This window comes from Pseudomonas sp. Z1-12 (genome assembly GCF_051132015.1).
Classification (GTDB): domain Bacteria; phylum Pseudomonadota; class Gammaproteobacteria; order Pseudomonadales; family Pseudomonadaceae; genus Aquipseudomonas; species Aquipseudomonas zanjanensis.
The window spans coordinates 1,735,981-1,758,649 of the sequence record NZ_CP071647.1; the positions used below are offsets into that span (position 1 = coordinate 1,735,981).

18 protein-coding genes are annotated in these 22,669 nt (G+C 60.1%); all 18 read left to right on the plus strand.

From position 1 onward, the window contains the following. The first annotated feature begins 32 nt into the window (after positions 1-32). The 18 genes from J3P85_RS07770 (at position 33) to J3P85_RS07855 (ending at position 22,666) form a co-directional block, all read left to right on the plus strand. Positions 33-3,620, plus strand: a complete 3,588-nt coding sequence (locus J3P85_RS07770) for a glycosyltransferase (RefSeq protein ID WP_434706336.1) — start codon at positions 33-35, stop codon at positions 3,618-3,620. A gap of 62 nt (positions 3,621-3,682) precedes the next feature. After that, a complete protein-coding gene (locus J3P85_RS07775; RefSeq protein ID WP_434705386.1) occupies positions 3,683-6,577 on the plus strand; it encodes a TIGR00180 family glycosyltransferase in 2,895 nt (964 codons plus the stop codon). Positions 6,578-7,038: 461 nt separating this feature from the next. Then, on the plus strand, positions 7,039-7,965 hold the full coding sequence (locus tag J3P85_RS07780) for a ketoacyl-ACP synthase III (RefSeq protein ID WP_411387478.1): 927 nt from the start codon (positions 7,039-7,041) through the stop codon (positions 7,963-7,965). A gap of 278 nt (positions 7,966-8,243) precedes the next feature. Beyond that, positions 8,244-9,092 (plus strand): flagellin domain-containing protein, encoded by an 849-nt coding sequence (locus tag J3P85_RS07785; protein ID WP_411386813.1) that lies wholly within the window; start codon positions 8,244-8,246, stop codon positions 9,090-9,092. 72 nt (positions 9,093-9,164) lie between these two features. Continuing rightward, complete coding sequence (locus tag J3P85_RS07790) at positions 9,165-9,530, plus strand: flagellar protein FlaG (protein ID WP_411386814.1); 366 nt, start codon at positions 9,165-9,167, stop codon at positions 9,528-9,530. Positions 9,531-9,611: 81 nt separating this feature from the next. Then, complete coding sequence (gene fliD / locus J3P85_RS07795; RefSeq protein ID WP_434705387.1) at positions 9,612-11,042, plus strand: flagellar filament capping protein FliD; 1,431 nt, start codon at positions 9,612-9,614, stop codon at positions 11,040-11,042. Positions 11,043-11,175: 133 nt separating this feature from the next. Beyond that, positions 11,176-11,571 carry a flagellar export chaperone FliS gene (gene fliS, locus J3P85_RS07800; protein WP_434601468.1) on the plus strand — a complete coding sequence of 132 codons (396 nt, stop codon included), beginning with the start codon at positions 11,176-11,178 and terminating at the stop codon, positions 11,569-11,571. An 11-nt stretch (positions 11,572-11,582) separates the two neighbouring features. After that, a complete protein-coding gene (locus tag J3P85_RS07805; protein WP_411386816.1) occupies positions 11,583-11,879 on the plus strand; it encodes a flagellar protein FliT in 297 nt (98 codons plus the stop codon). 170 nt (positions 11,880-12,049) lie between these two features. Continuing rightward, complete coding sequence (locus J3P85_RS07810; protein ID WP_003199076.1) at positions 12,050-13,525, plus strand: sigma-54 dependent transcriptional regulator; 1,476 nt, start codon at positions 12,050-12,052, stop codon at positions 13,523-13,525. A gap of 110 nt (positions 13,526-13,635) precedes the next feature. Then, positions 13,636-14,844, plus strand: coding sequence for a sensor histidine kinase (locus tag J3P85_RS07815; RefSeq protein ID WP_434705388.1), 1,209 nt, complete (start codon positions 13,636-13,638; stop codon positions 14,842-14,844). Between the two features lie 5 nt (positions 14,845-14,849). Then, a complete protein-coding gene (fleR, locus tag J3P85_RS07820) occupies positions 14,850-16,244 on the plus strand; it encodes a sigma-54-dependent response regulator transcription factor FleR (RefSeq protein ID WP_434705389.1) in 1,395 nt (464 codons plus the stop codon). 224 nt (positions 16,245-16,468) lie between these two features. Continuing rightward, a complete protein-coding gene (gene fliE, locus J3P85_RS07825) occupies positions 16,469-16,795 on the plus strand; it encodes a flagellar hook-basal body complex protein FliE (protein WP_003199082.1) in 327 nt (108 codons plus the stop codon). Between the two features lie 15 nt (positions 16,796-16,810). After that, positions 16,811-18,595: a flagellar basal-body MS-ring/collar protein FliF gene (fliF, locus tag J3P85_RS07830; protein WP_186704666.1), complete on the plus strand. Its 1,785-nt coding sequence runs from the start codon at positions 16,811-16,813 to the stop codon at positions 18,593-18,595. Next, the gene (gene fliG, locus J3P85_RS07835) at positions 18,588-19,607 is read left to right on the plus strand and encodes a flagellar motor switch protein FliG (protein ID WP_003184041.1); all 1,020 of its coding nucleotides are present in this window, start codon (positions 18,588-18,590) and stop codon (positions 19,605-19,607) included. Before fliF ends, fliG begins: the two co-directional genes overlap by 8 nt. A 7-nt stretch (positions 19,608-19,614) precedes the next feature. Further along, the gene (fliH, locus tag J3P85_RS07840) at positions 19,615-20,454 is read left to right on the plus strand and encodes a flagellar assembly protein FliH (protein ID WP_434705390.1); all 840 of its coding nucleotides are present in this window, start codon (positions 19,615-19,617) and stop codon (positions 20,452-20,454) included. Further along, complete coding sequence (fliI, locus tag J3P85_RS07845) at positions 20,444-21,802, plus strand: flagellar protein export ATPase FliI (protein WP_434705391.1); 1,359 nt, start codon at positions 20,444-20,446, stop codon at positions 21,800-21,802. The genes fliH and fliI overlap by 11 nt, the downstream gene beginning before the upstream one ends. 6 nt (positions 21,803-21,808) lie before the next feature. Next, on the plus strand, positions 21,809-22,258 hold the full coding sequence (gene fliJ, locus J3P85_RS07850) for a flagellar export protein FliJ (RefSeq protein ID WP_434705392.1): 450 nt from the start codon (positions 21,809-21,811) through the stop codon (positions 22,256-22,258). Positions 22,259-22,360: 102 nt separating this feature from the next. Further along, a complete protein-coding gene (locus tag J3P85_RS07855) occupies positions 22,361-22,666 on the plus strand; it encodes an STAS domain-containing protein (protein ID WP_434705393.1) in 306 nt (101 codons plus the stop codon). The last annotated feature ends 3 nt before the right edge of the window (positions 22,667-22,669 follow it).

Here is a 22,669-nt window from a genome sequence, read left to right on the forward strand (position 1 = left end):
GAGTTGGCGCCCACCGGTTGAGAGCCATGCGTGTGAAATCAGCTCCTCTTGTCAGCATTGCCATCCCCGCGTACCGCCCACGCTTTTTCCGCCTCGCCTTGCTAAGCGCGCTCGAGCAGACCTACGAGAACCTGGAGATTGTCATCTGCGACGATTGCCGCACCGATGGCATCGAGCAGATTGTCCAGGAGCTTGGCGCGAACGCCAAGGTTGAGGTGCGTTACCTGCGCAACCCGACTCGGCTGGGGTTCCAGCAGAACCTGTTGCGCTGTCTGGAAGAGTCCCGGGGCGAGTTCATCAAGTTTCTGTGCGATGACGACCAGTTGCTGGCGTTCTGCGTCAGTCAACAGGCGGCCATCCTGCAGGAGCATGCGCACGTATCGCTGGTGATCAACAGGCATCATCTAATCGATGTCGATAACTATGCCTTGCCGGTCCGCCTTGAAAACACTGGCATCACGCAGTTCGATGCGTTGTTCAACGGTACCGACATGCTGGCGTATTTTGAAAAGAGCGCCCGTCAACTTCTCGGCGGTTTGAGTGGCGCGTTGATGCGCCGCGCCGATGTCGAGGCCTTGTTGCCGGCGCTGGCGCGGCCTGGCGAAGGCTTCGAGGCGGTCCTCGATTTTGCCTTGTTCATCTGCCTGTTGCGCCGGGGGCACCTGGTCCAACTGTTCGCCGAGGGAAGCGGCCAGCGCTTGCATCCGGATCGCCTGGCGCGTCAGGCCAAGATGCTCGAAGCGGCCACGGTGGAGATGACCTGGCTCAAGGAAATGCTCGCCCAGCGCAGTGGCGATCCGGCGCCCGCCAGTGGCTGGGTGCGTTACCAGCCACTGGGGCAGCCCAGGGAGCCTGGGGCGCCCGAATGGGAAGAACTCAACGCCTACGCGGTCATTGCGAATCGGCAGGGCATCATCAACTCGCAAGTCGGCACTGACATCGAGAGCTACGCAGACCTCTACCCGCAGTGGTTGGCCTGTCGCCGTTTCAGTCCATCGCGCAAGCAAGTCTTGTCCCGGCAGATCGCCCGCTGGGCTTATCGACCGAAGATCGTTCCCGTCATCATCGACGAGCAGGACGATCCTTATGCGTTGGACATTACCCTTCAGAGTATCGCTGCCCAAGCCTATGCCTGCGAATCGGTGCTGCTGTTGTCCAATGGTCGCCAGGCTGTGGACAATCACGTCCTGCGCCTTGGCCTGCAGGCGGACTGGGCGCAGCAGCTCAACGGGCTGTTGCCTCAACTGGACGGTGCCGACTGGTTCTACCTGCTGCGAGCCGGCGATCGCTTGACCGAGTCAGCGCTGCTGATCATGGCCGATCGGATTGTCAGCTCGCCGGCTGCTGCCTGCCTCTACAGCGATGAAGGTGCGCTGGTGGATGACAAGGCGGTGGAGCCGATCTTCAAGCCCGACTTCAATCTCGACCTGATGCGCGGTTATCCCTATGTCGGTCGGACACTGGCTTTCGAGCGTGCCCGATTCCTGGCCTCGGGTGGATTCGATCCGAGCCTGGGCGAGCTGGCACCCCATGACTTGATCTGGCGGCTGGTGGAAACGGATGGGCCGCAGGTCATTGGCCACATTCCGGAAGTCCAGGTCGAGTCGACGTTTTCGTTCGCCCAATGGCTGTCGTTGCCGAAAGTCATCGAGCAAAACGCCGAATTGATTGGCGCTCATCTACAGCGTATTGGCGTGCCGCACCAGCTGCACCCTGGGCCGCTGCTGGCGTTGATTCCGCGTATTGAATACCTGTTCGCCGAGCGCCCCCTGGTGTCGATCATCATCAGCGTCAAGGATGGCCTGGGCGCGCTGGAGCGTTGCGTCAACAGCCTGATCAGTACGACTGCGTATCCACACTACGAAATCATCATTGTCGATAACGCCAGTGAAGATGCCGAGTTGCAGCATTGGCTGCGGGCAATGGCCGAGCTGGGCAGTGAAAAGTTGCGCATATTCGCGCATTCCGAAAGTGCCAGCGAAGCGGTGATCCGCAACTTCGCCGCGCAACAGGCCCGCGGCGAATACCTGTTGTTGCTCAGCCCCAATTGCATCGTGCTTGAGGCCGCCTGGCTGGACGAACTGCTCAATCAGGGTCAACGTCCTGAGGTCGGCATCGTCGGCCCTCGTACACTCAACCTGCAAGGCCGAGTCATCGACTCCGGCGTGATCATGGGAATGGGTGGGTTGGCGGGCAGGGCTTTCGTCAACGAATCGGTGACATCCGGCGGCTACATGCAACGCTTGCAGACGGTGCAGAACTGGAGCGCCGTCGGTGATCACTGCCTGTTGATACGCAAGCAGGTTCTGGAGGAAGTGGGCGGGTTCGATCAGAGCATTACGATACAGCGGATCAACTCGCTGGAGCTCTGTCAGCAGGTCGGTAAAAACGGCTACCTGATCGTCACCACGCCTCACAGTGATGTCGTGCTGGCGTCCGCGTCCGGCGTGGAAACCAGTGCTGATCCTGCGTGGAAGCAGCGGCTGGAGCACGAACAAGAGGCATTCTATCAGCGCTGGTTGCCCAAGATCGCCAACGATCCTGCCTACAACCGTAACCTGAGCCTGACCGGGAAAAGCTTCAGTCTTGAGCCCGGACCCCGCACCGGCTGGAATCCGTTGATCACCCGCAACGTCCCTTCGATCCTCGGGATGGCGGTCAATACCTCGGCGGTGGGGCATTACCGGGTCAGCCAACCGTTGTTCGAACTGGAAGCGGCGGGTCGAGTCGTGGGGCGTGTGGCCTACGATACGCCCTCGATCATCGACATCGAGCGCCAGTCACCGGATGTAGTCATCCTTCAGGGTCGCTATAACGTGAGTAAGTTCAAGGACATCACTCAAGTCAAGACTTACTCCAACGCCATGCGCATCTATGAATTGGATGACTACATCTCCCGGGTCCCGGAAAAAAACGAACACCGCCGCAACATGCCGGACAACCTTGATGACATGTTGCGCCGAGGGATCGCCCTGTGTGATCGGGTCGTGGTGTCCACCCATCCGCTGGCGGACGTCTTGTCGAGCATGCACCACGATATCCGCGTGGTGCCGAACATGCTGGCTGCCAGCCTGTGGAACCAACTCAGAAGCCGGCGTGCAACCTCCAGCAAGCCGCGTATCGGTTGGGGGGGCGGCACCAGCCACCGTGGCGACCTGGAGCTTATTGTCGATGTCGTTCGGGAATTGGCCGACGAAGTCGAATGGGTTTTCTTCGGCATGTGTCCGGATTTGCTCAAGCCCTATATCCATGAGTTTCACCCAGGCGTGAGCCTGGCGGATTATCCGGCGAAGCTGGCCAGCCTGAATCTCGACCTGGCCTTGGCGCCGCTGGAATTTCATATATTCAACGACTGCAAAAGCAACCTTCGCCTGCTGGAATACGGTGCGTGTGGCTATCCGGTCATCTGTTCGGATACCGAGGCTTACCGGGGGCACCTGCCTTGTACCCGGGTCCTCACCAACAGCACCGAAGAATGGCTGGAGGCCATCCGCATGCACCTGGCGGATCCGATTGCCAGTTACCGGATGGGCGACGAATTACGTGAAGTGGTGCTGCGCGACTTTATCTTGCGCGGCGATAACCTGCAGTACTGGGCCAATGGTTGGCTACCGGATTGATGAGTTTCAACCGCGAAACTCCCGGTATCGCCGATGCAGCCCCCACTCGTTAAGGAACGAATATGCAAAGCAATGCCCCAACAGGATCGACTGCGCCATTGAATGAACGGTTTACCCTGGTGCTGCTCGCTCATGACCAGTCGACTGCCCTGCTGCGGGCGTTGCGCCACTACCGCGACAGTTCGTTCGCGGTGCTGGTGATCGACTCATCGAGCCAGATCGCTGCGGATATCTCGGCAGCGTTCCCTGAAGTGCAATATTTGTATGCGCCCACGGCCATTGGTTTCGGCGACAAGGTTCGCCAGGCTGTCGAGCGAGTCGCCACGCCTTACCTGGCGATTGCCGATGCCGAGAGTTTCCTGCTGCCCCAAGCGCTCGAACAAGCGGTGAGTTTCCTCGAAGCACACGCAGAATACGGTGCCTGCCAAGGCTACAGCCTGGCATTCGAGGCCCATGCCGACCGCGTCGATTATTACGTGCTCGATCGCAAGGGCTGCGAGGATTATTCCGGCCTATCGGCCGAAGCCCGGCTGGCTGTGTTTGCCGAGGATTGCCCGTCGCTGGTGAATGCCGTCACCCGCACCGAGACCCTGCGGCACAGCAACGCTTCGTTGCCCGGCGGTTTTGATTCTCGGCTGCAGGAGGCCGGCCATTCCTATGGATTGGTGGCCGCTGCACGAGTTCGCTTGCTGGACGTCCCCTATGGTGTGCAGGAGCGCAGTCGCGTGGCGAAGCCGCAGGGCTCGGTCACCACGGCGCCTGGCTCCGTGGACTTGCGTGCGGTCGCTGAACAGGAACGTTTTGCCACGGCCTTGGCCAGTGCCTTCGGCACGGACGCCACGGCGCGGGAACAGGCCAAGGCCATTGTCAAGAAGCTGGACGAGCGTTCGGTGCCGCAGCCCGGAAAACTGTTCGAGTCGATCTGGGATTCGCGGCGTGGCGAACCGGTTCGGCGTTTCGAACCGACGCAATACGTTGAGTTGCCGTTCTATAACCAGTCTTTTTTTGACGTGCTCTCCGCGCTGGAATTCCTGCTTCATGCGGCGCCAAGCGGGCAGGTGCAGTTGAAGGAGCTCGAAGCCGTCATGCTCAAGCAGAAGGAGCTGACTCGTCCCCAGCGCAACACCAGCGCCGAGCCGCTTGATCAACAGCTGGCGAGGGCTTTCCTGAGCTATGCCTTCAACCAGGATCTGGTAAAGCAACTGCATGAGGTCATGCAGGCAAAGGGTGACACGCGCTACGTGCAAATGATTCAGGCCTGGGAACAACGGCTCAAGGCAGCGGCATTTGAAAATACCGCGAGGTTGTTCGACGCCACGCGCTCCGGTCAATTGCTGCGCTGGCTCGAGGCGCGTGAACCGAGCGCCAGTGAAGCCCAGAAAGTGTCGAAGTACCTGGCTGCTCGCAACGGGGGGCCGACGTTTGGCATTTTGATCCTGGATCTGGAAGCCGACATCTTCAAGATGCAGGCCACCTTCGACAGCGTGATCAATGGCTATTGCCGGATGTTCAAGATTGTTGTGTTCACCACCGGTGACCTGCCGAGCGAGACCACGCCACAAAGCGTCCTGCATTTCGTCAAAGTCAACGAAAGCAATTACGTCGACAAAATCAATCAGGTTGTCAGTCAAAGCGATTGCGATTGGATGGTCATGGTCGAGGCCGGCGATGAATTGACACCCAGCGGCCTGTTTCGCGCGAGTGTGGAACTGCTGGCCGCACCGCAGTGCCAGGCCGTGGCAATGGACGAGTTCCAGCGCCAGCCCGACGGGACGCTGGCCGATGTCTTCCGGCCAGGGTTCAACCTTGACTTGCTGCAAAACGCCCCGGCCTTGATGGCCCGTCATTGGCTGGTACGCCGCGAGACGTTGGTAAAGCTCGGCGGTTATTCGCGCGAGTTCAAAAATGCGCTGGAGTTCGACCTGCTGTTGCGTTTGATCGAGCAGGACGGCCTGGAGGGGCTTGCCCACTTGGATGAGCCTCTGCTGACTTGCCAGGCGGCGCCGGTGGAAGACAATGCCGACGAGCGCAAGACCTTGCTGCGTCACCTGGCGGTTCGTGGTTATCAAGCTGACGTGAGTGCAGTCGTGCCGGGCACGCACAAAATCGACTACCGCTTTGCCGAGCGCCCCCAGGTGTCGATCATCCTCCACAGTATTGGCGATCTGACGACGCTACAACGTTGCCTGCTCAGCGTACTGCAGCGCACCCGATATCAGCGCTACGAAGTACTGGTCCCCACCGGGACGGAAAACCATTCCGTACTGCGCACCTGGCTCGATGGCCAGGGGCACCAGGCCAGTCGCGTGCGGTTATTGGATATCGACGCGGGCGTCGCGACGGGGACTTTGATCAACGCTGCCAGCCAGGAGGCCAAGGGCGACTATCTGGTGACACTGGCAGCCGACAGCGAAGTGGTCAACGTCAACTGGATCGAATCGCTGCTCAATCAGGCGTTGCGTCCGGAAGTGGGCGTGGTCGGCGCCAAGCTGGTCGAACGTGATGGGCGCATCACCCAGGCCGGCCTGATCCTGGGTCTGAATGACGAAGTCGGCTCGGCCTTCATCGGCGAGCCGAAGACCGCCAGGGGCTACATGAACAGGCTGGTGGTCGAGCAGAACTGTTCGGCGGTTTCTTTCGCCTGCCTGATGATTTCCAAGCAACTGTTCGAAGCGGCTGACGGCATTGATACAGGACTGTTCGACGATGCCCTGGGTGACGTCGACCTCTGCCTGAGAGTTGACCAGGCCGGTTATTTGACGGTGTGGACACCGCATGTGCAGGTGATCCAGCCCGGTGTGCTGGCGAGTACGCCTGAAGCGCTTACGGCACTGCGTGAGAAGTGGGCCGGGGCATTCGCCCAGGATCGGTTCTACAACGGCAACCTGGCGTTGCAGGGCGCGGGTTTCGCTCTGGGACCGGTGCGCAACGTACCCTGGACCGGCTTGCTGAACTAACCTGCTGCATAACCTCGCAGATGAACCGTGGCGAGGGAGCTTGCTCCCGCTGGGCTGTGAAACAGCCCCTTTTGTGAGCGCTTCGCGCTCAAGCGGGAGCAAGCTCCCTCGCCACAGTGAATCGGACTGGCCATTGCGCCTTCTGCAGCTTTCGACCGGGTACGGCAGGAAAACCTACCGGCACTGTCGCTCAATTGCACCGCCATCCCAGCCTTTCTATCCGGTGTCCTATGCCCGTGTGGCAAATGACACGGCTTCGTTTGTCATGAAAAAATGCCCCTCCAGAACAAAACGGCGTGACGCATAGGTCATAAAGTGCATCTTCACTGTATTGTATTCCCCGGAGTGGAGGCCTGTCCGTTCGCCTGACAAGGCGTCCGCCCTTGGAAATCAACCATTTTGAAGCGCCCCCTGAGCTTTTGGGGGTGAACCTAGTCGCAGTACATGATCGGGAAGCCATGATGATTGGCATAAAAAGCATAGCGAGTTATGTGCCGACCGCTGGTGTGGATAACTACGCTCAGGGTGCCAAATTCGAGAAGGATGAGGAATTCATCCTCGGCAAGATTGGTTCAGCGTTCCTGCCGCGCAAAGACGCTGACCAGGAAACCTCGGACCTGTGTGTCGAAGCAGTGAACGCACTGTTCGCCAACAATCCGCAGTTGTCGCGTGAATCCATCGACGCGCTGATCGTCGTCACTCAGAACGGTGACGAAGAGGGGCTGCCGCACACGGCCGCCATCGTGCAGGACAAGCTCGGCCTGCCGACCCATGTGGCGGCGTTCGATATCTCGCTGGGCTGCTCGGGCTACGTATACGGCATCTACGCCCTGAAAGGGTTCATGGAGGCCGCAGGGCTGAAGAACGGGTTGCTGGTCACCGCCGACCCGTATTCGAAAATCGTCGACCCTGAGGACCGCAATACCACCATGCTGTTCGGCGATGCCGCCACCGCCACTTGGATGGCCGAAGACGCCAGCTGGCAGTTGGGCAAGGCCAAGTTCGGCACCGACGGTTCCGGTGCGCCGCACCTGAAGGTCAGCGACGGAGTGTTTTTCATGAACGGTCGCCAGGTGTTCAACTTCGCTTTGCTGAAAGTACCGGCTCATTTGCACGAACTGCTGGCCGAGTCGTCGCTGCAACCCAGTGACATCGATGCGTTTTGCATCCACCAGGGCAGTGCGGCGATTGTCGATGCCGTGGCGCGGCGTTTCGAGGGCGAGCCTGAGAAGTTCATCAAGGACATGGTCGAGACCGGCAATACCGTGTCGTCGAGCATTCCGCTGCTGCTGGAAAAGCACGTCCTGGATGCTGACTGGAAGCGCGTGGCAATCAGTGGTTTTGGTGTGGGCCTGTCGTGGGGCTCGGCGATTCTGTATCGCGATTGACCCATTCACGTTCTTCTCAATAGCGCTTCAGGCTGGCCTGTGGCGCTATTTTTTTGCCCGCACCTCTCTCCTGCGCTTTCTTGACGCCATTTTTCGGGCTTTTACTCGCCGCTAAAGCCTTGTTTTGCAAGGGGTGGCAGTCTGCTAGCAAATTTTTTGAAAAAAGCCCTCAAGCAAGTTCCTAATCCGACGATAACTATTACGAAGGTTCTCTAGGCCACACCCCGGCGGTTGCCAAGGGCCGGAAGCCGCAGTACCCAACCAACGAGGAATTCGTCATGGCTTTAACAGTAAACACCAACACCACATCGCTGAACGTTCAGAAGAACCTCAACCGTGCTTCCGACGCTCTCTCCACTTCGATGACTCGCCTGTCTTCCGGCCTGAAAATCAACAGCGCCAAAGACGACGCCGCCGGCCTGCAGATCGCTACCCGTATGACCTCGCAAATCCGCGGTCAGACCATGGCGATCAAAAACGCCAACGACGGTATCTCCATGGCGCAGACCGCTGAAGGCGCGATGCAAGAGCAGACCAACATTCTGCAACGTATGCGTGAACTGGCCATCCAGTCCCGTAACGATAGCAACAGCGCAGATGACCGTATCGCTCTGAACAAAGAGTTCTCGCAGATGAGCGACGAACTGACCCGTATCGCCAACAGCACCAACCTGAACGGCAAGAACCTGCTCGACGGTACCGCCAGCACCATGACCTTCCAGGTCGGCTCGAACACTGGTGCTGACAACCAGATCTCTCTGACTCTGAGCGCCAGCTTCGACGCTGCAGCCCTGGGTGTTGACTCGGCAATCACCATCGTTGGTTCCGACAGCGCTGTTGCTGAAACCAACTTCGCGTCGGCTATGGACGCAATCACCAGCGCCATCGACACCATCAACAGTGCTCGTGCCGACCTCGGTGCTGCACAAAACCGTTTCGCCAGCACCATCTCCAACCTGCAGAACATCAACGAAAACGCCAGTGCTGCACTGGGTCGCGTACAAGATACCGACTTCGCTGCTGAAACTGCACAACTGACCAAGCAGCAGACTCTGCAGCAAGCGTCTACCTCGGTTCTGGCCCAGGCCAACCAACTGCCATCCGCTGTACTGAAGCTGCTTCAGTAATAGCCGGATGAGTTTTAGCGGGGGAGTGCGCTTGCGTGCTCTCTCGCTTTTTCCGTTCAAGAGGTGATGGACATGGATATGAGCGTGAAGCTGAACTTGTCTTATCCAGCGGCGAAGCCGGCACCTACCGTGGCCGACAAGCCCGTGGAGAAGCCTCGAGCCGAGGTTGCTACCGTGACCCCGGTCAAGGAAGCACCTAAAGACGCTGCCGCCGAGCAGGACAAACTCAAGAAAGCCGTTCAGGAAATCGAGAAGTTCGTCCAGTCGGTCAAGCGCAATCTGGAGTTCTCTATTGACGAGCCTTCAGGCAAAGTAGTGGTCAAAGTGATTGCCAGTGGTTCCGGTGAAGTGATTCGCCAGATTCCGAACGAAGAAGTCCTGAAACTGGCCAACAGTTTGAATGATGCAAACAGCTTGTTGTTCAGCGCCGAAGCCTGACAACCGGCACGAATTTTGTTGTTATGTTCTTTTGGGCGTGTAAAGGCCAAAAGGCCGGCGACATACTGAAGGGAGTCCCACATGGCAAGTCCAATTCTACCTGGCTTGGGTCTAGGCTCCGGCCTTGATACCGGCGCTATCGTCAAGGCGCTGGTCGATTCCGACAAGGCCGCCAAGCAAGGTCAGATCACCCGAGCGACGACGACGACTACCAACAGTATCTCCGGGGTGGGTACCCTGAAGTCGTTGTTGGCAGCTTTCAATACCGCCATGAAGGACTTGTCCAGCACAACGACCCCGCAATTCTCGGGTTTTGCTGCGACATCTTCAGCTCCCGGCGTTCTCACGGCTACCGCCAGTAACACGGCGGTGAATGGCACTTACGCCATCAAAGTCACCAACCTGGCCACTGCGTCCAAGGTCACTTCGGCGGCCTTCGCGGGTGGTACGACCAGTGCCATTCCCACGGGTACGATGACCATCTCGCAGGGGGGTAACAACTACAACCTCAATGTGCCGGATGGCTCCACCTTGCAATCGGTTCGCGACGCGATCAACGCCGACTCGTCGCTCAAGGCGGCCGGTGTCAGTGCGAACATCATCACCGACTCCTTCGGTTCGCGCCTGGTGCTGGGTTCGACCACGACCGGCGCAGGCTCCGATATTTCGGTGAGTGGTATTGCGGGGCTGGAGATCGATGGCACGAACGTTGTGGGTGCCAACAATACTGCGTTGACGGCTTCTTCGGCGGGCGCCATCGGTGCCCTGGCCAAAGATGCCAGCTTCACAGTCGATGGCATGCTGCTGACCAGCAAGAGCAATACAGTCAGCACGGCAATCTCCGGGCTGACGTTGAATCTGCTCGGAGTAGCGGACGGCGGCACTTCAACCGTTACCGTGGCGCCGAACAATGATGGCTTGAAGGCCTCGATCCAGAAATTCGTCGATGCCTATAACGCGGTCGCCAATAGCATCACCGCACTGACCAAGCCGTCGCTCGATGCCGATGGGAAGTTGACGGTGCCGGCAAAATTGACCGGCGATGCGTTGCCCCGCTCGCTGCTGGCGACGATTCGAACGCCCTTGTCTGAAGCCGGCGCTGGCGACGCGCTGACGTCGCTGGCCCAGTTGGGTGTTACCACCGATCAAAAGACGGGTGCGTTGAACTTCGATGGCGTCAAATTCAGCGCAGCGATGAGCGATAAAAAGCTCAGCGGTGAAGTCCAGACGTTGTTCACGGGCCCCAACGGCCTGCTGGAGCGCATGGGCAAGGCGATCGAACCCTTCAGCGAGAGGGGTGGTATCCTGGATCAGCGGACCACGACGCTGACCAGGACCCAGACCCGCCTGAAGAGCGATCAGGAGGCTCTGGATCGTCGGGTCGAGACCCTGACCGCTGTGCTGACTAAAAAGTACAACGATATGGACACCCTGGTCGGCAAGCTGAAGGCCACTGCCAGCAACATCACTTCGATGTTCGAGGCAATGACGGCGCAACAGAGAAACAGCTGATTTTTCACCGATGCAAAAAAAGCCCGGCAACGTTTTGACAACGCTCCGGGCTTTCGGCTTTTCGGTCTAAAGTTTTTTGGCGCAGCGTCGATACGCTGTTTATACGAACCGAAGTTTTTTGATGAGGTAGAACATGAATCCGATGTTGGCCCTTCGCCAATACCAGAAGATTGGCGCCCAGGCGCAAACCTCCGAAGCCAGTCCCCATCGTCTTGTGCAGATGCTCATGGAAGGCGGGTTGGACCGTATCGCCCAGGCCAAGGGCGCCCTGGAGCGCAAGGATATTGCAAGCAGAGGCATTCTGATCAGCAAGGCCATCGGCATCGTCGGAGGCTTGCGTGAAGGCCTGGACCTGGAAAACCAGGCCGAGTCGGTCGCTGAATTAGATGCTCTTTACGCTTACATGATGAAGCGTCTGGCCGAAGCCAACGTCAAGGCCGATCCGAAGATCCTCGACGAAGTCGCCGATCTGCTTCGCACGGTCAAGGAAGGCTGGGACGCCATTGCCGCACCTGGTCCGCAATTCTAAGGAGTGCTCTCATGAGTCTTGTCCTGCAGCGAATCGAAAAAACCCGTGACGCCTTGGTTGATGCCTTGGCCGAGCGTAACTGGGAGGCCATCGGTCAATTGGACCTGGCGTGCCGTTCCTGCATGGAAGACGTCCTGGGTGAGCCTCAGGTGGACGAGGCGGCGTTGCGGATCAATCTTGAGGAATTGCTGGGGGTGTATCGGCAATTGCTGGAGGCGGCGACGGGAGAGCGTCAGGCGATCGTCGATGAGATGCAGCAGATCCATCAAGCACAGAACGCTGCAAAGGTTTACCATCTGTTCGGTTAATGCTCAGTTAATCCGAATCCGTTGCGCCATAAATTTGACTGTGCACGGTTTTTTGACTTAACTAGTAACTGTTTACAGATTTCAGGCGTCTACAGGCATAACAAGTCTGCAAGCGTCTAGCTTGCCCCCTAATTTTTGGGCATTGGGTTGACTAGGGAAGTTGCTATTGCATGTGGCGTGAAACCAAAATTCTCCTGATCGATGACGATAGCGTCCGCCGCCGCGACTTGGCGGTGATCCTGAATTTTCTTGGCGAAGAAAATTTACCCTGCGGAAGCCATGACTGGCAGCAGGCCGTCGGCTCATTGTCGTCCAGTCGTGAAGTCATTTGTGTCCTTATCGGGACCGTAAATGCTCCCGCAACGCTTTTGGGCTTGCTAAAGACACTCTCAACCTGGGATGAGTTCCTTCCGGTTTTGTTAATGGGCGAAAATTCTTCCCTTGACTTGCCTGAGGACCAGCGTCGCCGGGTACTTTCCACTCTCGAAATGCCGCCCAGCTACAGCAAGCTGCTCGATTCGCTGCATCGCGCGCAGGTTTACCGCGAGATGTACGATCAGGCCCGCGAGCGCGGCCGGCATCGCGAACCCAACCTGTTCCGCAGCCTCGTCGGCACCAGCCGGGCGATCCAGCATGTACGCCAGATGATGCAGCAGGTCGCCGATACGGACGCCAGCGTGCTGATCCTGGGCGAGTCCGGCACCGGCAAGGAAGTGGTTGCGCGCAACCTGCATTACCATTCCAAGCGCCGCGAAGCGCCGTTCGTGCCGGTCAACTGTGGCGCGATTCCGGCCGAGTTGCTGGAGAGCGAACTGTTCGGTCATGAGAAGGGTGCATTCACGGGTGCAATCACCAGCCGCGCCGGACGTTTCGAACTGGCCAACGGCGGTACGCTGTTTCTCGACGAAATCGGCGACATGCCGCTGCCGATGCAGGTCAAGCTGTTGCGCGTCCTGCAGGAACGCACCTTCGAGCGCGTGGGCAGCAACAAGACCCAGAGCGTCGATGTGCGCATCATTGCCGCCACGCACAAGAACCTTGAAAGCATGATCGAGGTCGGCAGTTTCCGCGAAGATCTCTATTACCGCCTCAACGTTTTCCCGATCGAGATGGCGCCACTGCGTGAGCGCGTCGAAGACATCCCGTTGCTGATGAACGAGCTGATCTCGCGCATGGAGCACGAAAAGCGCGGTTCGATCCGCTTCAACTCGGCGGCGATCATGTCCCTGTGCCGCCATGGCTGGCCGGGCAACGTCCGTGAGTTGGCCAACCTGGTGGAGCGCATGGCGATCATGCACCCGTACGGGGTGATCGGCGTGAACGAACTGCCGAAGAAATTCCGCTACGTCGACGACGAAGACGAGCAAATGGTCGACAGCCTGCGCAGCGACCTGGAAGAGCGGGTGGCGATCAACGGCCACACGCCGGACTTCACCGCCAATGCCTTGTTGCCGCCCGAAGGCTTGGACCTCAAGGATTACCTGGGAGGCCTTGAACAAGGGCTGATCCAGCAGGCCCTGGACGATGCCAACGGCATCGTGGCCCGGGCGGCGGAACGCCTGCGCATCCGCCGTACCACCCTGGTGGAGAAGATGCGCAAGTACGGCATGAGCCGTCGCGAAGGAGATGAACAGGCGGATGATTGACGCCTGTTTTCCAACCGCCTGATTTTCAGGCGGTTTTTTTTCGGCACGGGTATTGCTATAGCTCTCGCAACGTTCCGTTTAACTGACGGTCAGCCAAGCGAGAGAGCACGATGACCCAAGCCGTCCAGATGTCGCCTGTCCCCGAGCCGGGACACCTGTCGTCCGCCGAACAGGCGAGCCGGCTTGGACTTGAGCAGGCATTTTCGCTGTTCAACCAGATGTCCAGCCAACTGACCGATTCCTACAGCCTGCTCGAAGCCCGGGTCACCGAACTCAAGGGTGAGCTGGCCGTGGTCAGCGCCCAGCGCATGCAGGAGCTGGCGGAAAAGGAACGCCTGGCCAATCGGCTGCAAAACCTCCTCGACCTCTTGCCGGGTGGCGTCATCGTCATCGATGCCCACGGTTTCGTGCGCGAAGCCAACCCGGCGGCCTGCGAATTGCTCGGCCTGCCGTTGGAAGGCGAGCTGTGGCGGCACGTTATCGCCCGCTGCTTTGCGCCCCGGGAAGACGATGGCCATGAAGTGTCCCTCAAGGACGGTCGCCGCCTGTCCATCTCGACGCGCTCGCTGGATGCCGAGCCTGGACAGTTGGTGCTGCTCAACGACTTGACTGAAACCCGTCACCTGCAAGACCAATTGGCGCGCCATGAGCGCCTGTCCTCCCTGGGGCGGATGGTGGCCTCGCTGGCCCACCAGATTCGTACGCCGCTGTCCGCCGCGCTGCTTTACGCCAGTCATCTGACCGAGCAGCAATTGCCAGTGGAAACCCAGCAACGCTTTGCTGGGCGCTTGAAAGAGCGCCTGCACGAGTTGGAACACCAAGTGCGCGACATGCTGGTGTTCGCCCGCGGCGAGCTGCCGTTGACTGACCGCGTCAGCCCCAAGGCCTTGCTGCAATCGCTGCAAGCCGCGGCATTGACCCATGTGCAGCAATTGCCGATCCGCTGGCAGTGCGACAGCCATGCCGGCGAAGTGTTGTGCAATCGCGACACGCTGGTGGGGGCGGTGTTGAACCTGATCGAAAACGCGATCCAGGCCAGCGGCGGTGACGTCCGACTGAAAGTGCACTTATACACACGAGACAACACCTTGCGCCTGTCGGTCAGCGACAACGGCAGCGGTATCGAGCCGGCCGTGCTGGCGCGCCTGGGCGAGCCATTCTTTACCACCAAGACCACCGGCACTGGCCTGGGCCTGACCGTGGTCAAGGCCGTGGCCCGTGCCCACCAGGGCGAATTGCAGCTGCGCTCGCGGCTGGGCCGTGGCACCTGCGCAACGGTGTGCTTGCCGCTCTTTTCCAACGCGCCGGGGGTGGAGTGAACGCAATGGCGATCAAGGTGTTGCTGGTTGAGGATGATCGGGCCCTGCGCGAGGCGCTGGCCGATACGCTGGTGCTGGCCGGGCACGATTACGCCGCCGTCGGTTCGGCGGAAGAAGCGCTGCTGGCGGTCGGCCGGGAAGCGTTCAGCCTGGTGGTCAGTGACGTCAACATGCCGGGCATGGATGGTCATCAGTTGCTTGGTCTGTTGCGCGCCCGTCAGCCGCAACTGCCGGTCTTGCTGATGACGGCCCACGGGGCCGTCGAGCGAGCGGTGGATGCCATGCGCCAGGGCGCAGCGGATTACCTGGTCAAGCCGTTCGAGCCCAAGGCGCTGCTGGATCTGGTCGCACGTCATGCCTTGGGCAGTCTGGCGGTGGAGGGCGAAGGCCCGGTGGCCATCGAACCGGCCAGCGCGCAGCTGCTGGAATTGGCCGCGCGGGTGGCTCGCAGCGATTCGACGGTGCTGATTTCCGGCGAATCCGGTACGGGCAAGGAAGTACTGGCCCGCTACATCCATCAACAATCCCGGCGTGCCGGGGAACCGTTCATCGCCATCAATTGCGCGGCGATTCCTGACAACATGCTCGAGGCGACGCTGTTCGGCCACGAAAAAGGCTCATTCACTGGCGCCATTGCCGCCCAGGCCGGCAAGTTCGAGCAGGCCGACGGTGGCACGATCCTGCTCGATGAAATTTCCGAAATGCCCTTGGGCCTGCAAGCCAAGCTGTTGCGGGTGTTGCAGGAGCGGGAAGTGGAACGGGTCGGTGCCCGCAAGCCCATCAGCCTGGACATCCGCGTGGTGGCGACCACGAACCGCGACCTGGCTGGCGAAGTGGCGGCGGGGCGTTTCCGTGAAGACCTTTATTACCGTCTGTCGGTGTTCCCGCTGGCCTGGCGTCCGTTGCGCGAGCGCACCGCCGATATCCTGCCGCTGGCCGAGCGCCTGCTGAACAAGCACGTCAATAAAATGAAGCACGCGGCGGCGCGGCTTTCAGCCGAGGCCCGGGCCTGTCTGGTTGGCTACCCGTGGCCGGGCAATGTCCGAGAGCTGGATAACGCCATTCAGCGGGCCCTGATCCTGCAGCAAGGTGGTTTGATCCAACCGGAGGATTTCTGCCTGGCCGGGCCGGTGGCCTGTGCGCCATTGCCGGCACTGGCACCGGTCCCCGCCGCAACCACTGCGCCGTCGGTGGATATGGAGGGCGATTCGGTGGGGGCTTTGGGAGACGACCTGCGGCGCCGCGAGTTCCAGATGATCATCGATACCCTGCGCGCCGAGCGTGGTCGTCGCAAAGAGGCGGCCGAACGCCTGGGCATCAGCCCACGCACCCTGCGCTACAAGCTGGCGCAAATGCGCGACGCCGGCATGGATGTCGAGGCTTATCTGTTCGCCAGTTGAATAAGCACCAGCAATCCCTGTGGGAGCGAGCTTGCTCGCGATAGCGGTGGGTCAGTCAAGTCGAGGTCGGATGTGATGGGGTTATCGCGAGCAAGCTCGCTCCCACAGGGGGGCTGTGCGCGCATTTGTTTTCTATCGCCATGGAGCTGGCACCCTTGTTGCTAATACCTACGTACCCGCTGAGTAAGTGTCAAAAAAACGCGGGCCGCCAGAGAGAGTAGACCATGAGCCAAGGTATTGAATTTAATCGGTTGATGCTGGACATGCGGGCCATGCAAATGGACGCCATGGCCCAGCCTAAATCGGTCGCGGTCCCCCAGGTGGGTGGCAGCAGCTTTTCCGACATGCTCGGTCAGGCCGTCAATAAAGTGAACGATACCCAGCAGGCTTCGAACCAGTTGGCCAGTGCTTTCGAGATTGGCAAAAGTGGCGTCGACCTGACGGACGTAATGATCTCCTCGCAGAAAGCCAGTGTCTCGTTTCAGGCGCTGACCCAGGTTCGCAACAAACTGGTTCAGGCCTACCAAGACATCATGCAGATGCCGGTTTAAGGAAATTATTGAGTCATGGCAGAAGCAGCCGTTGATAACGTTCCAGCCAAGGCCACTCCGGTAGACGGCAAACCGCCGTTGTTCGGCCTGTCCTTCCTGGAAAATCTCTCCGAGATGACCATGCTGCGTCAGGTCGGCCTGTTGGTCGGCCTGGCTGCCAGCGTGGCGATTGGTTTCGCCGTGGTGTTGTGGTCCCAGCAGCCAGACTACCGTCCGTTGTACGGCAGCCTGGAGGGCATGGATGCCAAGCAAGTCATGGAAACCCTGGCTTCTGCCGACATTCCTTACACCGTCGAACCCAACTCTGGCGCCTTGCTGGTCAAGGCCGACGATGTCGCGCGTGCGCGCCTCAAGCTCGCCGCCGCGGGCGTGACGCCGACCGACGGCAACATCGGTTTCGAAATCCTCGACAAGGACCAGGGCCTGGGCACCAGCCAGTTCATGGAAGCGACCCGTTATCGTCGCGGCCTGGAAGGTGAGCTGGCGCGGACCATTTCCAGCCTGAACAACGTCAAGGGTGCACGTGTGCACCTGGCGATTCCGAAAAGCTCGGTGTTCGTGCGCGATGAGCGCAAGCCGAGTGCTTCGGTATTGGTCGAACTGTATTCCGGCCGCTCCCTTGAGCCAGGCCAGGTCGTTGCCATTATCAATCTGGTGGCGACCAGCGTACCCGAGCTGAGCAAGTCGCAGATCACCGTGGTCGACCAGAAGGGCAACCTGCTGTCCGACCAGGCGGAAAATTCCGAACTGACCATGGCCGGCAAGCAATACGACTACAGCCGCCGCATGGAAGGCATGTTCACCCAGCGGGTACATAACATTCTGCAACCCATCCTGGGCAATGGTCGCTACAAGGCCGAAGTCTCCGCGGATGTGGATTTCAGCGCCGTCGAATCGACTTCCGAGCAGTTCAACCCGGATCAACCGGCGTTGCGCAGCGAGCAGTCGGTGAACGAGCAGCGTACCGCCAGCAATGGTCCGCAGGGCGTGCCCGGTGCCCTGAGCAACCAGCCGCCGTCGCCGGCCAGCGCGCCGCAAACCACCGGTGGTGCTACGGCGGCCGCCGGCATGGTGCAGCCAGGCCAGCCGCTGATCGATGCCAATGGCCAGCAAATCATGGATCCGGCCACCGGCCAGCCGATGCTCGCGCCGTACCCGGCCGACAAGCGTCAGCAATCGACCAAGAACTTCGAACTCGACCGTTCCATCAGCCACACCAAGCAGCAGCAGGGCCGTTTGAATCGCCTGTCGGTCGCCGTGGTGGTGGACGACCAGGTCAAGGTCAACCCGGCCAACGGCGAAACCAGCCGTGCGCCATGGACCGCCGACGAATTGGCGCGCTTCACTCGCCTGGTGCAGGACGCGGTCGGTTTCGACGCCAGCCGTGGCGACAGTGTCAGTGTGATCAACGTGCCGTTCTCCCTGGAGCGCGGTGAAGAAATCGCCGACATTCCGTTTTATTCGCAACCCTGGTTCTGGGATGTGGTCAAGCAAGTATTGGGTGTGTTGTTCATCCTGATACTGGTCTTCGGTGTGTTGCGTCCGGTGCTGAACAACATCACCGGTGGCGGCAAGAACAAGCAGTTGGCAGGCTTGGGCGATGTCGAGCTGGGAGGCATGGGCGGCCTGGATGGCGAATTGGCCAACGATCGCGTCAGCCTCGGCGGGCCGCAGAGCATCCTGCTGCCAAGCCCGAGCGAAGGCTACGACGCTCAGTTGAACGCCATCAAGAGTCTGGTGGCAGAAGACCCGGGTCGTGTGGCCCAGGTCGTGAAAGAGTGGATTAACGCAGATGAGTGATAATCGAGCCGCTGTTGCCAAATTGTCCCGGGTCGACAAAGCCGCGATCCTGCTGCTGTCCCTGGGGTCGACCGACGCCGCCCAAGTGCTGCGTCACATGGGGCCCAAAGAGGTCCAGCGCGTGGGCGTGGCCATGGCGCAAATGGGCAACGTGCACCGTGAGCAGGTCGAGCAGGTGATGAGCGAGTTCGTCGACATCGTCGGCGATCAGACCAGCCTGGGCGTCGGTTCCGACGACTACGTGCGCAAGATGCTGACCCAGGCACTGGGCGAGGACAAGGCCAACGGCCTCATCGACCGGATCCTGTTGGGTGGCAACACCAGCGGCCTGGACAGCCTCAAGTGGATGGAGCCGCGGGCGGTTGCCGACGTGATCCGTTACGAGCACCCGCAGATCCAGGCGATCGTGGTGGCTTACCTCGACCCGGACCAGGCCGGTGAAGTGCTCGGCAACTTCGATCACAAGGTGCGCCTGGACATCATCCTGCGGGTGTCGTCGCTCAACACCGTGCAGCCGGCGGCCCTGAAAGAATTGAACCAGATTCTCGAGAAGCAGTTCTCGGGCAACTCCAATGCCTCGCGCACCACCTTGGGTGGCATCAAGCGCGCGGCGGACATCATGAACTTCCTCGACAGTTCGATCGAAGGTCAGCTGATGGACTCGATCCGCGAAGTCGACGAAGACCTGTCCGGTCAGATCGAAGACCTCATGTTCGTGTTCAACAACCTGTCCGATGTCGACGACCGTGGCATCCAGGCGCTGTTGCGCGAAGTGTCGTCCGACGTGCTGGTGCTGGCCCTCAAGGGTTCGGACGAAGGCGTCAAGGAAAAGATCTTCAAGAACATGTCCAAACGGGCGGCCGAACTGTTGCGCGACGACCTCGAGGCCAAGGGCCCGGTGCGCGTCAGCGACGTGGAAACCGCACAGAAGGAAATCCTCACCATCGCCCGCCGCATGGCCGAAGCCGGGGAGATCGTTCTCGGTGGCAAGGGCGGCGAAGAGATGATCTAAGGTCGTTATGTCTGCCAAGAGTGATGAAGCACCCAGCGACCTGATCCGCGGCCGAGACGTCAGTAATTTCGACGTCTGGTCGCTGCCCAGCTTCGACCCCCACGTGCCCGAGCCTGAGCCGGAGCCGGTGGAAGAACTGCCGGAGATGGAGGAGGTGCCGCTGGAAGAAGTCCAGCCGCTGACCCTCGAGGAAGTCGAGAGCATTCGCCAGGAAGCCTATAACGAAGGCTTCGCCGTGGGCGAAAAGGAGGGCTTCCACAGCACCACGCTCAAGGTCCGCCAGGAAGCCGACGTGGCGTTGACGGCCAAGCTCCGTGCGTTGGAATCGCTGATGCTCAACCTGTTCGACCCCATTGCCGAGCAGGACACCCAGATCGAGAAATCCCTGGTGGGTCTGGTACAACACATCGCCAAACAAGTGATCCAGCGCGAACTGGCCATCGATTCGACCCAGATCGAACAGGTCATGCGTGAAGCGCTCAAGCTGTTGCCGTTGGGCGTTGGCAACGTGCGGCTGTACATCAATCCCCAGGATTTCGAACTGGTCAAGGCCTTGCGCGAGCGCCATGAGGAAACCTGGCGCATCGTCGAGGATGCGACACTGCTGCCGGGCGGTTGCCGGGTGGAAACCGAACACAGCCGCATCGACGCCACGGTTGAAACACGCATCAGCCAGATCATGGCCAAATTGTTCGACCAGCTACACGAACAGGCCCTGCACCCGGCCGCCGCCGACCTGAGCCTGGAGTTGCCGGATGAATTCCAGGGTGACGTGGCGACGGTCGAGGAGGGATTGGACGTGCCTGAATTGGACACTTCTGCACTGGACAGCCGCGATGCGCCTTGAGCGAACCAGCTTCGGCAAGCGCCTGGGCAGCTACGCCGAGGCCAGCGAGCTGGCCGGCCAGCCGATCCTGGAAGGTCGCTTGCTGCGCATGGTTGGCTTGACCCTCGAAGCCGAGGGCCTGCGTGCCGCCATGGGCAGTCGCTGCATGGTGATCAACGACGACAGCTACCATCCGGTGCAGGTCGAAGCCGAAGTCATGGGTTTCTCCGGCAGCAAGGTCTTCTTGATGCCGGTGGGCAGTGTCGCCGGCATCGCCCCCGGCGCGCGCGTGGTGCCCCTGGCCGACAACGGTCGCCTGCCCATGGGCATGAGCATGCTCGGGCGCGTGCTGGACGGGGCCGGACGGGCCTTGGACGGCAAGGGCGGCATGAAGGCCGAAGACTGGGTGCCGATGGACGGCCCGACGATCAACCCCCTCAAGCGTGACCCCATCAGCGTGCCGCTGGACGTGGGCATCCGTTGCATCAACGGTTTGTTGACGGTCGGTCGCGGCCAGCGCCTGGGCCTGTTTGCCGGTACCGGCGTAGGTAAGAGTGTGCTGCTGGGCATGATGACCCGCTTCACCGAAGCCGACATTATCGTGGTAGGGCTGATCGGCGAGCGGGGCCGTGAGGTCAAGGAATTCATCGAGCACATCCTCGGCGAGGAAGGGCTCAAGCGTTCGGTCGTGGTGGCTTCGCCAGCGGACGATGCACCGCTGATGCGTATGCGGGCGGCGATGTATTGCACCCGTATCGCCGAGTATTTCCGCGACAAGGGCAAGAACGTCCTGTTGCTGATGGATTCGCTCACTCGTTTCGCCCAGGCCCAGCGGGAAATCGCCCTGGCCATCGGCGAGCCGCCGGCCACCAAGGGTTATCCGCCTTCGGTGTTCGCCAAGCTGCCGAAACTGGTCGAGCGCGCCGGCAACGCGGAAAAGGGCGGAGGTTCCATCACCGCGTTCTATACCGTGCTGTCAGAAGGTGACGACCAGCAAGACCCCATCGCCGACTCGGCCCGTGGCGTACTCGACGGCCACATCGTGCTGTCCAGGCGCCTGGCCGAAGAAGGGCATTACCCGGCCATCGACATCGAGGCGTCCATCAGCCGGGTCATGCCGTCGGTGATCAGTGCCGAGCATATGAGGCGTGCCCAGCAGTTCAAGCAATATTGGTCGCGCTACCAGCAAAGCCGTGACCTGATCAGCGTCGGCGCCTATGTACCCGGCGGCGATCGCGAGACCGACACCGCCATCAACCTTTACCCGGCGATGGCCGTTTATCTGCGCCAGAGCCTGAACGACAATATCGGCATGGGTGCCAGCGAAGCGCACCTGCAGACGATTTTCGCTCCGGTCGCTGGCGGATAACCGACCATGGCCACGAGTCGTGCGGCACGCCTGGCGCCCGTGGTGGACATGGCGGAAAAGGCCGAGAAGACCGCCGTCCAGCGCCTGGCGTATTTCCAGGGGCAAGTGGCCGTTGCCGAGGGCAAGCTGGCAGACCTCGAGAACTTTCGACTCGAATACCAGGAGCAGTGGATCGCCCGTGGCGCCCATGGGGTGTCGGGGCAGTGGTTGTTGGGTTACCAAGGATTTCTTGCGCAACTGGGCACTGCCATCGATCAGCAGCGCCAAAGCCTGGTCTGGCACCAGAACAACCTGGAGAAGGCCCGCCAGAGCTGGCAAGAAGCATTCGCCCGAGTCGAAGGGCTGCGCAAACTGGTGCAGCGCTATATCGATGAGGCGCGGCAACTGGAAGACAAGCGCGAACAGAAACTGCTCGATGAATTGTCCCAGCGCCTGCCGCGTGAGAATCCCTATTGATGAGAAGCCAGGAGTTTGTCGGATGATCGAGGCAAAACCTTGCTCAGACCTTTACCAGATGCTACACCTTGTACACGTATGTCCATGACAAGGAAGCCGATCATGTCAGTCGTTACCGAAGTATCTAACGATGGGAAAAAATTGACGATTTCGGTTGAGGGTCGATTCGATTTCGGCCGGCACCAGGAATTTCGCGAGTCTTACGAGAGGCTTGATAAGAAGCCCGAGTCCATTGTGGTGGACTTGAAGAAGGCCACCTATCTCGACAGTTCCGCCTTGGGCATGCTCTTGCTGTTACGTGATCATGCCGGTGGCGACGAGTCGGATATCCGGGTCGTCAACAGCAGCAGCGACGTCAAGAAAATCCTCGCGATCTCCAATTTCGACAAGCTGTTCGACATCAGTTGATCG

Coding starts and splice junctions, on each gene's coding strand:
- fliF (WP_186704666.1), top strand. CDS start 16,811: ATGGCAGAAGCAGCCGTTGATAACGTTCCAGCCAAGGCCACTCCGGTA.
- J3P85_RS07785 (WP_411386813.1), top strand. CDS start 8,244: ATGGCTTTAACAGTAAACACCAACACCACATCGCTGAACGTTCAGAAG.
- fliJ (WP_434705392.1), top strand. CDS start 21,809: ATGGCCACGAGTCGTGCGGCACGCCTGGCGCCCGTGGTGGACATGGCG.
- J3P85_RS07815 (WP_434705388.1), top strand. CDS start 13,636: ATGACCCAAGCCGTCCAGATGTCGCCTGTCCCCGAGCCGGGACACCTG.
- J3P85_RS07790 (WP_411386814.1), top strand. CDS start 9,165: ATGGATATGAGCGTGAAGCTGAACTTGTCTTATCCAGCGGCGAAGCCG.
- J3P85_RS07805 (WP_411386816.1), top strand. CDS start 11,583: ATGAGTCTTGTCCTGCAGCGAATCGAAAAAACCCGTGACGCCTTGGTT.
- fliD (WP_434705387.1), top strand. CDS start 9,612: ATGGCAAGTCCAATTCTACCTGGCTTGGGTCTAGGCTCCGGCCTTGAT.
- fliS (WP_434601468.1), top strand. CDS start 11,176: ATGAATCCGATGTTGGCCCTTCGCCAATACCAGAAGATTGGCGCCCAG.
- fliI (WP_434705391.1), top strand. CDS start 20,444: ATGCGCCTTGAGCGAACCAGCTTCGGCAAGCGCCTGGGCAGCTACGCC.
- fliH (WP_434705390.1), top strand. CDS start 19,615: ATGTCTGCCAAGAGTGATGAAGCACCCAGCGACCTGATCCGCGGCCGA.
- J3P85_RS07810 (WP_003199076.1), top strand. CDS start 12,050: ATGTGGCGTGAAACCAAAATTCTCCTGATCGATGACGATAGCGTCCGC.
- fleR (WP_434705389.1), top strand. CDS start 14,850: ATGGCGATCAAGGTGTTGCTGGTTGAGGATGATCGGGCCCTGCGCGAG.
- J3P85_RS07855 (WP_434705393.1), top strand. CDS start 22,361: ATGTCAGTCGTTACCGAAGTATCTAACGATGGGAAAAAATTGACGATT.
- J3P85_RS07780 (WP_411387478.1), top strand. CDS start 7,039: ATGATTGGCATAAAAAGCATAGCGAGTTATGTGCCGACCGCTGGTGTG.
- J3P85_RS07775 (WP_434705386.1), top strand. CDS start 3,683: ATGCAAAGCAATGCCCCAACAGGATCGACTGCGCCATTGAATGAACGG.
- fliG (WP_003184041.1), top strand. CDS start 18,588: ATGAGTGATAATCGAGCCGCTGTTGCCAAATTGTCCCGGGTCGACAAA.
- fliE (WP_003199082.1), top strand. CDS start 16,469: ATGAGCCAAGGTATTGAATTTAATCGGTTGATGCTGGACATGCGGGCC.